The organism is Occallatibacter gabretensis (assembly GCF_001449115.1).
In the GTDB taxonomy this organism is placed as follows: Bacteria; Acidobacteriota; Terriglobia; order Terriglobales; family Acidobacteriaceae; genus Telmatobacter; species Telmatobacter gabretensis.
Genome location: NZ_LAIJ01000009.1, coordinates 1,732,066 through 1,745,657 on the forward strand (window position 1 = coordinate 1,732,066; position 13,592 = coordinate 1,745,657).

Here is a 13,592-nt window from a genome sequence, read left to right on the forward strand (position 1 = left end):
AGTCAACCGCCGCACATTCAGCGGTTTGCCCGCGCAGCCCTGTATTTTCCGCGAACTCGACCTTTCAAGCGAGCAACCGGCTGGCCGGAAGGCCAGTCCAACATGAGCGGCTCTGAAATCTGCAGAAAGACCGAGATGGATGAGGAGCCAATTTGAAGGGAAGACACGATTGAGTACACTCGGCCAGCCCATCGCCCCCGAATGGCGGCAGGAAGTGAACCGCCGCCTCGCGGAACACAAAAACCGCAAGGTCAGCAACTCGGATGCCTCTGCTCCGGTCCAGCCGATAGCCCCCGGCGCCAGTCGTGCAGCCCAGGCTGCTGCCCGCGTCGCCGCGCGTTATGCCCAGGCTAAAAGCTATAGCCAGATGCAGGCTGAAGAAGCCCGCATGGCTGTCCGCGCAGCGGAGATCGCCACCCAGGTAGCTCTCGAAGCTCAGTCCGCCGCCGAGTCCGCGCTCGCCGGGCTGCACGCCGCCTCTGTTGAAGCTCCCGCACGTCCAGTGGCTCCGGTTGTCACCATGTCGCGCGAAGCTGCCCGCCAGCCCGAACCGCCTGCGCCAGCCGAATGGGAATGGCGCAACGACACCCTCGTTCCTGAGCAGGTTGCCAACCAGCCTCTCGATCTTCATACCGGTTTCTACGCTGAGCCCTACACGGCAACAACCATCCCCGAGACTGTCGCTCCCGCACCACTTCCAGAGCCGCCATCCGGCCCCGTCACCAGCGCAAAAGACGGCTCCGGCAATCTCCTGCACATTCGCTGGGAGCCGGACATGCCGCTCCGCGAGGCTGCCACATTTGCATCCGAGCCTCTCGATCTCAGCACAGAAGACTGGTTTACTCCCGCCGAAACGGCTCACAATCAGCACGAGCCGCTTGAGATTGAAGCCCACACCATCCACGCCAATCTCATTCACTTCCCGCGCGAGCTGGTCGCCACACGCCGCATGCGCCCGCGTCTCGCTGAAGGCATCACTCAGCCGGAGCAGCCCGGCTCGCAGCTCAGCATCTTTGAAGTCGATCCCGGCTCGGTTCAGGCTGGTCTTACTCAAATTGATCTCATCCAGGCCGAGACGCCCGATCCGACCTCATATCCTGACTACGCGCAGCCGGAGTCACACACCGAGCCTGCAAGTGAGCCCGTCGCAGCCTCGCAAGCTGTTCGCCAACCCGCAGCCCTCCCATCCGTTCCCTGGTCCACGCCTGTGTGGCATGGCATGAAGCTAGACGCTCAGGCTGTTCCCGCCTCTGCCTTCAGTGCGCAGAATAAGCCGGCTCTAGCCGGTCTTAACCGCCGCCTCATGGCGGGCACCGTCGATATCGCACTCGTCACCGCGATCGCGTCCTTCCTCTGGTTCACGATGGCCCTTGGCATGGCCAGCCCGCTTGTGCCCCGCACGGCGGAGCTGCTTGGCGCGGGCATCTTCGCTCTCGCCGGCCTCTCGTATCACGCATTCTTCTGCCTGCTCTCGCTTCGCACTCCCGGAATGCGCTACGCAGGTCTCTCGCTCTGCACCTTCGATGACTGCATCCCTTCGCCCGAGCAGATGCGTCGCCGCCTGGGAGCGATGACCGTCTCCATGCTCCCACTTGGCCTCGGCATGCTCTGGAGCCTCTTCGACGAAGACCGCCTCAGCTGGCACGACCGCTACTCGCAAACCTACCTCCGGCATAGCTAATTGCGCAGATTCTGGCCCCAATCGCCGGTGTGGCATATACTTTTGTATATGCCACACCGGAGGGGCCTCAATTCATGCAGCGCACAGCAAAAATCTTCATGAACAATCGCAGTCAGGCCGTCCGGATTCCCCGCGAGTTCCAGTTCTCGACGTCTGAGGTCTACATCCGAAAGGAGGGCGAGAATCTCATCCTCTCGCCACGGCCGAAAGACTGGTCTGCTTTCCTCGCAGGCCCCCCCGCACCGCCAGACTACATGGAAGGCTATGAAGATCTGCCGCCCGAGGACTTTGAACTCTAATGCCCCGCTATATGCTCGATACAGATATTGTTTCTTATGCAATGAAAAAGACGAGTCCGAAGGTTTTACACCGGCTTGCGCAAACGGCCCTCACGGATATTTGTTTGTCTTCAATTGTGTTAGCGGAGTTAGAGTTTGGAGTCGCGGCTTCTGTTGCGCCGATTCCATATAGAAGCCGGTTGGACGATTTCTTGCGCTACGTTAATGTACTTGATTTCCCAGTCGAAGCTGCGCGCGACTACGGTACAATTCGCGCCGATCTCAAGATCCGCGGTCAAATAATCGGCTCCAACGACCTTTTGATCGCCGCTCATGCCCGCTATCTTGGATTGACCTTGGTGACAAATAATATTCGCGAATATACTCGCATTCCAGGCCTCAAGCTGGAAAACTGGGCCGAATAGTCAGCTTTTAAGAAGGCTTGTGGAAGCTATGCGTACCGTTTGCCAATGACCCTTCTGCTCTTCACGGTAGGCGAGTCGGCATCAACGCCTCAATAAAATGCGTCTTCTGCTCTGAATCATTGACTGTCGGATGCTCTTCCGCCAGCCCCGCCCCGCCAAATCCCCGATATGCGCTTGCCTGTCCCGTTGACGCAACCTGCACAAACTCCACACTGATCGGCGCATCCGGAATCCTTGCTCCGAACCAATGCGGATCATCGCGCTGGGCCCACGTTACCAGTGACAGCACAGCTCCTGCCGGATATTGCGAAGCCTGCGCCATTGGTCCACGCGCACTCACAGCTTTCATCGCCTGGTCATTGCCAAACAGCACAGCCGTGGTGCGCCGCTCCGGATCGACATACGTCGTAATGACGTTCCAGCCGAGAGGCTGGTAAGGCAGGCCGGCTGGGAATGCCGCCGCGTGCCGATTGACAATTTCCTCTCCGCCAGCCGCAGCGGAAGTGACCGGCAGCGTATAGACATAGTCATTTCCCCGCACGGGCAGGTGGCAGCTTGTGCATTCGTTCACGAACGCCGCATCTTTTCCATAGGGCGTAAGGCCGAACCCCCTCCATCGTCCCCAGCCCCAACCCTCCGTGTCCTTGTAGCGTGCGTGGTCCTTCACCATCAGCTCTATCTGCACAAAGCTTCCGGGATAAATTAGTCCATCCTCGCCGGTCTGTTGCTGCCAGGCAATCTTGGCAATGCGCGCTCCGTCCGGCCACGGTGAGAGATTGCCCCTCTGAACAGCCTGCATGGCAATCTCGTTGCCCAGAATTACGCGCAAGGTGTTATTGTCGCCGCGATCCGTGATACTGAGCAGCTTCCAGCCTTCAAAGGCCGCATCAAAGGCCTGGCCGTTGAACTCGGGCTGCACCGCGTCAAGATTTACCAGTGCTTGCGTCGCATTTTGCAGAGTAGCGGCGGCATGTGGCGGCTTTATGCTCCATGGCGCAAGGTAATTCTTGAGAATAGCCATGTCCTCAGGCATAATCTTCGCCTCAGGATGCACCTTTCGAAACGACGGCAGAGGCATAGCCCCCAGCTGAATCATGTTCACAGCTTCAAATAGTGTTGCTCTTTGGACCGCTGCGGGTTTGGAGCCCAGAGTCGAGAAATTCAGATGCTCTCTCGCGGTCAAAACATCATGCCGCACCAGCCAGTAAGCCGGCACAACCTCGTCAAACCACGCCAGCTTTCGCTCATCGGAGTGGCAGCTGTAGCAGCCCTTCTCCAGCACCTGCCGAACCTCTGGAGGCGCCTGTACTTCCGCCGTTGCAGGTTGTGAAGGGATGCTGGGCCGCGCCAGCTGTAGAAGCGCAAACGCAACGGCCAGAAGAAGAATGACAACAGCAAATTTCTTCATCGGGAAACTCCTCGGCGGAATCAGATCCTGTTCTACCGAGTTTCCGCCAATGCAATCGCCATGTCCAAGCAGAAATTCAAATAACCCATCAGAAAAACTAGGCGGCTTACCAGGTCAGCGCCCGCAGTGCACTCACGCCCGCGCCCAGCAGCGCCGTCTCATCATTTGGCTCCAGCACTTCCAGCGAATAGCTCTGCAGCGGGCTCAGCCTCACCATCGGCTCCAGGCACTCTCGCAGTGTGCCCAGGTCCAGAAAGCCCACATTGTGTCCGGTGTAGTAAAATCGTCCCGGCCCCGCCAGATGAATAAAGGAAGCCGTTGCCGCCGCCAGCGCCCGATGCCACAGTGTCACAAACTCTCGGCATTCACGGTCGCCCTGCTTCGCCGCCGCAAAAACTTCCTCCGGTTCCTTGTCCAGAAACCGCAGGCGCATCGCGCGGTAGCCCATAATGCCTTCCAGGTGTCCCTGACCGCCGCAGCCGCAGAAGCGTTCCTTCGGGTCGAGAGTGACAGTAATGTGCCCACCCTCCCACACGCCTTCCACATACGGCCAGCGCCCATATCCAATGCCGTTTCCAATCGTCCACACGCGCGTCAGCCGGTCAAGCTGTCCGCGGGTTGCCGCTACGCCCGCAGCAATCGCGTCAGCGTCATTGGCAATATGCACCGGAGCCTTGATTCCGCGCTTCTCAAGCAGCGCGCCAAGGTCCTCCGCCATATGCATGCCCTTCAGCTGCACCAGGTTCGGGCTGTCTTCCACAATTCCGTGCCGCACAATTCCCGGCACCGCCACGCCAATGGCATGGACCGGCTCGCCGTTGTTCGCCAGGTCGGTAATCTGCGCCGCAAGCATCTCCACCAGCTCGCTGCCCGGTACCGCAATCAGCGCATCCAGCTCGCAGGAGTCCGCCGGAAAACGCACCGGTTTATCCACCAATTTGTGATCTTTAAGGCGTCCCGCCACAAGATGTTCGGTCATCACAACGCCGATCGCTACCGTCATTGCGTTCCCCTTTAAATGAGCCCAGCTTGTATGAGACCAGCTTCCCCGAGGCGGGCCTGCTCAGGCCTGTACCTGGTACTTTCCAAGCCGTCCCAGTCCGTTAAATGCGGCCACTTTATAGCACTCGGCCAGAGTCGGATAGTTGAATACCGTCTCCACAAAATAGTCAACTGTGCCGCCCAGCGTCATCACAGCCTGGCCAATGTGCACCAGCTCGCTGGCGCCTTCGCCAATAATATGTACGCCCAGAACCTTCCGCGTATCGCGGTGAAAAATCAGCTTCAGCCTGCCCGTGGTATCTCCGCGAATCTGCCCTCGCGCAGTCTCGCGATAATACGCCATACCCACCTCGTACGGCACGTCCTCATCGGTTAGCTGCTCTTCCGTCTTGCCAATAAAGCTGATCTCAGGAATCGTATAAATTCCGTACGGATAAAAACTCGGGTTCGATGCCGCCGCAGTATCGTCAAACGCCCGGTGCGCCGCAATCCGTCCCTGCTCCATCGATACCGAAGCCAGCGCCGGAAAGCCCACCACATCGCCAACCGCAAAGATATGCGGCACCTTCGTCTGGTAGTGCTCATCCACCGGAATCCTGCCCCGAGAATCCGACTCCAGCCCCGCCGCTGCCAGGTTCAGCTCATCCACCGCGCCCTGCCGCCCAATCGCATACAGCAGCGCGTCGCCGCTCACCCGCTTCTTGCTTTCGAGATTCGCCACCACGCTGCCATCCGGCATCTCTTCTACCGTGGAAACCTCTTCGCCCAGCCGCATCGTCACCCGGCTGTCGCGCAGGTGGTAGCTAAGCGACTCCACAATCTCCTGGTCGGCAAATTCCAGCAGCTTGGGCCGCTTCTCAATAATCGTCACCCGCACGCCCAGGATCGCGAACATGCAGGCATACTCCACGCCGATCACGCCGCCGCCCACCACAATCAGGGTCCGCGGCAACACCGGCAGATCCAGCACCTGGTCCGAGTTCACAATCGTGCGCCCGTTGATCGGCACCTTCGAGCTCGAAGCAGGCTTCGTTCCTACCGCAATAATGATCCGCTCGGACTCGATCGTCGCATCGCCCGTCGGTCCTTCCACGCGCAGCGTATTCGGATCGGTAAAGTGCGCAATTCCATGCACTACGTCGATCCCGTTCCGCGACAGCTGCGCCTCGGTCACATCCACCTCGGTCTTCACCACCGATTGCACCCGGAAGGCCAGGTCGGCCATCGTAATGCGTTCCTTCACCCGGTAGTTCATCCCGTAAACCGACTTGTAGTTGTATCCCGAAAGATGCAGCACCGCTTCGCGCATCGTCTTTGACGGAATCGTGCCCGTATTCACGCACACACCGCCCACCACCGACCGCGCCTCAATCACCACCACGCGCTTCTTCATCTTTGAGGCGGCCACGGCAGCGCGCTGCCCGCTCGGGCCCGAGCCAATGATAGCGAGATCGTATTTCACGGCGTTCATGCGTCTCGTTCTCCCCTGAACAGCCTTCCGGCTCCGTAGCAAGGTCTGGAAAAGACCCCACAAATCGGAGCCTAACATATTGCTCTAAGCAGGTATGTGAAGACAAATGAAAAGCCCCGGAAGATTCCCAGGGCTTTTTGGAGTATATTTAGCGGACCAGTTCGGGAAGGGCCTTCTTTTCTCGTCACTCGTCCCTGCCTTTACGCCGTAATGGTCTTCATCGCCGGCTGCCACGCGCAGCTGTCCATCCGTCCGCCCTTCTGCGAATCATCCCCCAGGTGGAACTGCTTGATCATTCCATCCAGCTGGCTTGCCAGGCTCGCCAGCTCCTTCAGCGCGGCCACAGACTGCTCCGATCCCATCGAATTCTCATGTGCCAGATTCGAAATCTCACCCGCCGACATCGAGATCTCGCCCGCCGCAGCCGTCTGCTCCGTCGCCGCCGCCGCAATCAGCTGAATCTGCTGCTCCACTTCCTTCGACGAAACAATGATCTCCTCCAGGCTCTTTCGCGCCCGGCCCGTCTCGCCCAACCCGGTCTCCACAGCTGTCTTGCTCTCTTCCATCACAGACAGCGTCGCACGCGTCTCTACCTGGATGCTCTGAATCGTTCCCGCAATCTCCTCCGTCGCGCCCTTGGTGCGTTCCGCAAGCCGCCTTACCTCGCCCGCAACCACCGCAAATCCGCGTCCATGCTCGCCCGCCCGCGCCGCTTCAATCGCCGCATTCAAGGCCAGCAGGTTCGTCTGCTCGCTGATGCCCTGAATTACGCTCACCACCTTGCCAATCTCCTCACTCCGCGCCGCCAGCGAGTTCATCTTCTCCGCCACCAGCCCCGTCGCCTTGGCAATCTTCTCCATCGTCGCTGCCGCGGCCTGCATCACCGCGCCGCCCTGCTCCGCCGTCTCGGCAGAAATCCGGCTCGCCCCCGCCGCCTGCTCCGCATTCTTGCCAATCTCTCCAATAGTCGCCGTCATCTCCTGCGCCGCCGCAGCAATCTGGTTCGTCCTGCTCGATTGCGTCTGCGCATTGCCCAGTGTCTGCACTGCCTTCGCGCTGATCTCCTCAGAGGAATTCGTCAGCGTCTCAGCGCCCTGCGCCACCGCCCTCAGAACCGTCTGCATGGATTCCACGCACGTATTCAGCGCTGTCCCCAGCCGTCCAATCTCGTCCTCGCCCTTCACGTCCGCATGAACAGAGAAGTCCTTCTCCGCCATCCGCTCCAGCAGCGCAATCCCCTTCGCAATCCTCGGAGCAATCAGCGCCGTCAGCACCCGCCCAATCAGCGCGCACATCAACACAATGAACGTCGTGATCGCCACATTGATCCACGTCGACCGCTGGCTCGCCCTCGTCACCTTGTCCGCGCTCTCGGTGCCAAACTTGATGTTCAGATCCAGATCTTTGCTCGCATCATCCAGCGCACTGTGAAACAGCGCCTGCGTCGCATCGGCGGTCAGCGTGTCCAGCCCGTCGGATGCATTATTAGCCGCCATCAGCGCAACACCCTTGTTGCTCTTCTCCACGTACTTCGCCCAGTTGGCCGTAAATCTCTGGTACACCTCGCGCTCGCCCGCATACGCAATCAGCGGCTCATACCGCTTCTGCGCCCCCTCCAATTCTGCGAGTGCATCCTGCCGCTTCGCCGTATGCGCCGCCGTACAGGCCGCATTCTGGCACAGCAGAATGTCCAGGTCCTCCAGGCGAACCGTATCAATCGCGCCGCGCATCTTCGACAGCTCCACCACGGCCGGCAGCGCCGAGCTGCTCACATCGTGGCTGCTCACGGCAATCGAGTGAAACGTAAGAAACGTGTACACGCCCAGCGCCACGCACAGGCCGCACACCATTCCAAACGCATATACAAACTTGGTCGAAACAGGCATATTCTTCAGGTTGACCATAAACAGGAACTCCCTCCAACAAGCGACATCCCCGTTCATCGGCGCGTTCAAGAGAGGACTTGAGTCACACCGTTGCCTATCTCTCAGCTACGCTCCTTCAATTCCCAAACCAAGCCGTTTCCAGACCACAGCCCGTCCCCCTGAACGTAGCCGTACTTCAGGGGGAGTGAGGGACCTGCTTTTGCCTTTGTCTTTGCTTCGTAACAGAGCACGGCTTCAGCCGTGCCGAAAGCAGCTGAAGAAATGAATAGGCCTTTAGCCTCTTAGGGATCTTAGAGGCATATCATTCGATTCATCGGACGCAGCCTGCGCCCTTAGAGAACAAGCAAAAGAATTTCCAACCGATCGTTAACCTGTCAATTCTGCCAGCGTTGACATACAGCACATTGCGCGTATGATGTCCGCGAGTCGGCGATGATTCCCTAAATGGTGTCATCCCCAAAGGACCTGCAGTAACAACAGGTGCATCCTTTTTCCTAACACAGGCCCCGTCGTGCACACTGCACCTTACTCCGATTTTTCTGCCATTGAATCGAAAACGAGAAATCGCATGTCAAGGCCTTAAGTTCCTGGGATGCACTGTTGATGGAGGTTTTTTTGAAGCTCCATGCGCGCGTATTTCTCGTGATTTCGGTCGCACTCTTGATCCCGGCTTTCCTGTCGGTGCACAGAGCTTTCGGACAACAGGCTGGCCACTACATCGGCGGAGCCACAGGCCTTGAGAATGGATCCACGGCACCCCCCGGTTTCTTTCTTTCTTTTCTACCCGTTGTTGAGCGTGTCGATGCGCTGAAGGGACCGGGGGGAGCAACGATCGCGAAACCTGACATCAACGTCATCGCAAACATGGTTGCGTATGCGGTAACTACGCAGAAGAAGATTCTCGGAGCAGACTACGGACTTAGTGTCATCATCCCTGTGGTCAACACACGCTTCACCGCAAATCTCTTCAATGCTTCCGCTGAATCCGCCGGTTTGTCGGACATCTATTTCGCCCCTCTCGTGTTTGGCTGGGAAAAAGGGAACGCAAATTACACGGTCAATTACGGCTTCTACGCGCCGAGCGGCGATTTTGATCCGGCATCGCCGCTGAATCCTGGCCTGGGGTTCTGGGAGCACCAAATCCAGGCCGGTGCGACGTACTCGATTGGCAAGCCAAAATTATGGAACACCTCTTTCCTCACAACCTGGGAGATCAATCACAGCAAGATCGGTCTAGCTGTTACGCCCGGCCCCATGCTCACCGGCGAATACAGTTTTGGCCGCCGTTTTGACAAATACCAGATGAACGCCGGCATCGCTGGCTACGGCTACAAGAAACTGTCGGCGGATTCGGGCAGCGGCATCAATCCACTGCTCGCCGGAATTACTGACCGGTCCTTCGGCATCGGCCCCGAATGGAAGTACACCAAACTCAAATGGCGTCTCGGCTTCGACCTGCGCTACGAGCAACAGTTCGCGGTGCAAGCCAAGACGTCAGGGAGTGTGTTTGTCATCGGTATCACTTATCTCGACCTCGCTCCACCCAAACCGAAGAAGTGAAGCCAGATCGAAGATCCGGAGGCGAATCGGCACGCCTCAAGACATCTAGGAAGGGACGAACCCATGAATATGCAAAGGCTTTGTATCGCAGGCGCAGCGGCGTTTCTGGCCATCTCGTTCGCAGCAGCGCAAGAAGTACTGCCCAAACCCGAGGCGGGCTTCAAGGACGCAAAGATCGGACGCACCTACAAAGATTCAACACCAGGGAAGCTCACTCTCACCACAGCACCCGCCGGCGCACCCAACGTGCTGTACATCCTGATCGATGACGCCGGGTTCGGACAATGGGGCACGTTCGGTGGTCAGGTCCCCACGCCAAATCTCGATCGCCTGGCGAGGATGGGCCTGAGCTATACGCGCTTCCACACTACAGCTCTCTGCTCGCCGACGCGCGCGGCCCTTCTCACAGGGCGCAACCACCACTCGGCCGGAACCGGAGTCATCGTAGAGGTCGGCGACGGTTATCCGGGATATAGCGGACAAATTCCCAAGAGCGCCGCGATGTTCGCCGAGGTGCTGCGTCAGGGTGGCTACAGCACCGCATTCATCGGCAAGAACCACAACATCGCCGACTGGGAGACAAGCATTGCCGGCCCATTTGACCGCTGGCCGAACCTGCAGGGTTTCGATTATTTTTACGGTTTCATCGGTGGAGAGATGGACCAGTGGCAGCCGACCCTTTACCGGGGTACGACACCGGTAACGATGGAGATCCCGAAGGGGCGGGAGGGCCATTACACGTTGAACGATTCGCTTGCCGACGACACGATCCGGTACATGAACCTGGAAAAATCCACGACACCGGACCGTCCCTTCTTCATCTACTACGCTCCCGGTGCGACGCATGCTCCGCACCATGTGCCGCCGGAGTGGATCGACAAGTTCAAGGGCCAGTTCAACCAGGGCTGGGACAAGTACCGCGAGGAGACATACCAGCGGCAGCTTAAGCTGGGCGTCATTCCGGCCGATACGAAGCTGACTCCGCGGCCTGCTGAGATTCCCGCGTGGGATTCTCTCTCGCCGGACGAGAAGCGCGTTGCCTCGCGGCTGATGGAGATCTTTGCCGCGTACACCGCGCAGACGGATTATGAAGTGGGACGCGTTCTGGACAATCTCGAAGTGATCGGCCAGCTTCACAACACGCTCATCTTCTGGGAGATTGGCGACAATGGTGCTTCCATGGAGGGAACTCTGAGCGGATGTTTCAACGAGCTTGCTACTTTACAGGGCGTCCCGGAAGACGCGTCGTTTCTGGTTAAGCACATCGACGAGTTAGGCAGCGCCAAGGCATCCAACCACATTCCCGTTGGTTGGGCATGGGCCGTGAACACTCCCTTCCAATGGGGCAAGCAGGTGGCGTCGCACTTTGGCGGCACGCGCAACCCATTGGTCATAGCGTGGCCGGACCGCATCAAGGACGCGGGCGGCATACGCACGCAGTTCCACCATGTCATCGACATCTCGCCCACGATTCTGGAGGCAGCGCATCTTGCGCAACCGGTGGAGGTGAATGGAGTGAAGCAGAAGCCCATTGAGGGCGTAAGCATGATGTATAGCTTCGATAACCCCAAGGCCATCAGCCCCCGCCACATTCAATACTTCGAGATGTTCGGAAACCGCGCTCTCTATAAAGATGGCTGGATCGCCACCGCTCGTCACGGGCGGCTTCCCTGGGTGAACATGGGCGGTAGCACAGGAGACTTCGACAACGACAAATGGGAGCTCTATAACCTCGCCGACGACTTCAGCGAAGCGAACGATGTCTCGGCCAAATATCCGCAGAAGCTGAAGGAGCTACAGGATGATTTCTGGGTCGAGGCGAAAAAGTACGATGTTCTACCGCTGGACGACCGTTTTGCGGAGCGCGGAGACCCCAGTCTGCGGCCGAGCTTGATTGCCGGACGAACCGACTTCACCTATTACCCCGGCGCCACTCGGATACCGGAGCCATCCGCCGCGAATACGAAGAATACATCGCACACCATCACTGCCACCATTGAAGTGCCGCAGGGCCGAGCGGATGGAGTGCTCGTGGCTGAAGGTGGCGCGGCTGGCGGGTACACGCTCTACGTCAAGGATGGAAAGCCCGTCTACGAGTACAACTTCATGGCACATGAGCGATACAAGATCGCGAGTTCCGAGGCGCTTTCACCCGGTCCTGCTGTCATTCGGGTCGAGGTCAAATACGACGGCGGAGGCATCGGAAAAGGAGAGACCGCCACTCTCTTCATCAATGACAAAAAAGTCGGCGAGGGCCGGATCGACAAGAGCGTGCCTGGACGTTTCGGGCCCGAATCCTTCGATGTGGGCATGGACAACGGCTCCCCGGTGAGCGAGGCCTATGAACCGCCGTTCACATACGCCGGGACGATCAAGAAGATACAGATCAACATCCAGCCTTCAAACCTCAGCGCGAGCGATCAACAAACGGTTCGTGATGAGGAAGGAGCAGCGGCGCTGGCTATCGAGTGACCTCTACTGCAAAAGAATGGGCACGGGTGGGTCGCCGTAGCTTTGTGCTTTACTACGATCCTTCTGCCGCTACAGAGGCACATTGGGCAGATTTATTTTGCGCGCGGACTGATCAAAACTCCTCGTTTTTCTCGTTCCTGGTCCCTGGTTACTTTAGTCCATTGTCCTTTCGTACCGTCTCAGTTCTTCAGATAGTTTGCGTAGTATTAGGCCCCTTTGTGAAACACTCATAATCAGCAGAGAAAAAAGACGGCCCGAATCCACTTGGATTCGGGCCGTCGTCATTAAGGGAGGGGAGGGGACCCCTCCCCCACTCCTTTTCACTGGCAAAGTGAAATTCTGTAAATCTGTAGTTGCACAGTCCCGGAATGAAGATCGTATAAAGATTTTTATAAGAACTGTGCAATCGTTCGTATCTTAAAGAAATAAAATCGCTTAGAAATCTGTGCTGCACAGGATAACTCCTGCAATTGTCCAAAATCGAACAGTTCCAAATCTGATACTTAAACCCGCTCGCCGCATCTATCAATTGACGCCCCCGACAACGGAGCCTACGCTTAAATCATGGAATTCAAAGTCATTGAGCTGGAAAAAGAACCGATCGATTTCGATCTCCAGTTCCAGCCTGGCAGCATCGATTACGTCGAAGAAGCCGTACAATCCGGCCCGCTCTCAACCAGCGGACGCGCCGAAGTCCTCCACGAGCACCACGGACCGAAACAGATCATCTCCGATATTCGCCTCAAAGGCCATTTCGCAGGCAACTTCGAAGTTCCCTGCGCCCGTTGCGTCGAACCCGTCGCAACCAGCCTTCAGGGTGATTTCGACCTGATCTTTCGCCCCGTCGGCGCCGATTCCGGTCGCAGCGAGCGATCCATAACTGCAGAAGAAACAGAAATCGGGTATTATCAAAAGGACAGTCTGTTGCTTGAAGATGTGCTGCGCGAACAGGTGCTTTTGTCCCTGCCGGCCAGAACGCTGTGCAAGCCCGACTGCAAGGGACTTTGCCCGCGCTGCGGCCTGAACCGCAATACAGACTCCTGCTCCTGCGAGCAGGAAGCAAGCGACCCCCGCTGGGAGGCGCTTGCCGGACTCCGTGGCACGATAAAGTCTTGAAAAATGAGTTTTTCAACGATTTTTAGGTGTTTTGCCCACCGGGATCTTGTGCTGGCTAGTTGACTGGACGGCCAGTCCGGGCGGAACACGAAAGGAATTGCACCATGCCTAATCCGAAACGGCGCCACTCTACGCGCCGCACCGCCCTCCGCCGCTCTCACGACTTCCTCACCGCTACCGGCCTCTCCGAGTGCCCGGTGTGCCACGAGAAGAAGCTGCCCCATCGCGCCTGCCCCAAGTGCGGCGAGTACAAGGGCCGCCAGGTTCTCGAAGTGAAGGAAGCAGCCAAGTAG

11 protein-coding genes are annotated in these 13,592 nt (G+C 58.2%); 7 read left to right on the top strand and 4 right to left on the bottom strand.

Annotated features, from left to right (window positions below; translation table 11 throughout):
- Positions 1-169: 169 nt before the first annotated feature.
- The 3 genes from VO84_RS13560 (at position 170) to vapC (ending at position 2,384) form a co-directional block, all read left to right on the top strand.
- Positions 170-1,681, top strand: coding sequence for an RDD family protein (locus VO84_RS13560; protein WP_058188133.1), 1,512 nt, complete (start codon positions 170-172; stop codon positions 1,679-1,681).
- A gap of 74 nt (positions 1,682-1,755) precedes the next feature.
- Positions 1,756-1,980 (top strand): antitoxin, encoded by a 225-nt coding sequence (locus VO84_RS13565; RefSeq protein WP_058188134.1) that lies wholly within the window; start codon positions 1,756-1,758, stop codon positions 1,978-1,980.
- Positions 1,981-1,991: 11 nt separating this feature from the next.
- Positions 1,992-2,384, top strand: coding sequence for a type II toxin-antitoxin system tRNA(fMet)-specific endonuclease VapC (vapC, locus tag VO84_RS13570; RefSeq protein WP_231737930.1), 393 nt, complete (start codon positions 1,992-1,994; stop codon positions 2,382-2,384).
- Between the two features lie 61 nt (positions 2,385-2,445).
- On the opposite strand, the gene VO84_RS13575 is transcribed toward vapC, so the two are convergent.
- The 4 genes from VO84_RS13575 to VO84_RS13590 form a co-directional block, all read right to left on the bottom strand.
- The gene (locus tag VO84_RS13575; RefSeq protein WP_082661966.1) at positions 2,446-3,792 is read right to left on the bottom strand and encodes a cytochrome P460 family protein; all 1,347 of its coding nucleotides are present in this window, start codon (positions 3,790-3,792) and stop codon (positions 2,446-2,448) included.
- Between the two features lie 106 nt (positions 3,793-3,898).
- Positions 3,899-4,795 (bottom strand): ROK family protein, encoded by an 897-nt coding sequence (locus tag VO84_RS13580; RefSeq protein WP_058188136.1) that lies wholly within the window; start codon positions 4,793-4,795, stop codon positions 3,899-3,901.
- 60 nt (positions 4,796-4,855) lie between these two features.
- Positions 4,856-6,265 (bottom strand): Si-specific NAD(P)(+) transhydrogenase, encoded by a 1,410-nt coding sequence (gene sthA / locus VO84_RS13585; RefSeq protein ID WP_058188137.1) that lies wholly within the window; start codon positions 6,263-6,265, stop codon positions 4,856-4,858.
- 200 nt (positions 6,266-6,465) lie between these two features.
- Positions 6,466-8,151, bottom strand: coding sequence for a methyl-accepting chemotaxis protein (locus tag VO84_RS13590; protein WP_197414025.1), 1,686 nt, complete (start codon positions 8,149-8,151; stop codon positions 6,466-6,468).
- Between the two features lie 615 nt (positions 8,152-8,766).
- On the opposite strand from VO84_RS13590, the gene VO84_RS13595 reads away from it, so the two are divergent.
- From VO84_RS13595 to rpmF, 4 genes are all read left to right on the top strand, one after another.
- Positions 8,767-9,711, top strand: coding sequence for a SphA family protein (locus VO84_RS13595; protein ID WP_197414026.1), 945 nt, complete (start codon positions 8,767-8,769; stop codon positions 9,709-9,711).
- Between the two features lie 63 nt (positions 9,712-9,774).
- Positions 9,775-12,183 (top strand): arylsulfatase, encoded by a 2,409-nt coding sequence (locus VO84_RS13600; RefSeq protein WP_082661968.1) that lies wholly within the window; start codon positions 9,775-9,777, stop codon positions 12,181-12,183.
- 564 nt (positions 12,184-12,747) lie between these two features.
- Positions 12,748-13,299: a YceD family protein gene (locus tag VO84_RS13605; RefSeq protein ID WP_058188140.1), complete on the top strand. Its 552-nt coding sequence runs from the start codon at positions 12,748-12,750 to the stop codon at positions 13,297-13,299.
- A 104-nt stretch (positions 13,300-13,403) separates the two neighbouring features.
- Positions 13,404-13,592, top strand: a complete 189-nt coding sequence (gene rpmF / locus VO84_RS13610) for a 50S ribosomal protein L32 (protein ID WP_058188141.1) — start codon at positions 13,404-13,406, stop codon at positions 13,590-13,592.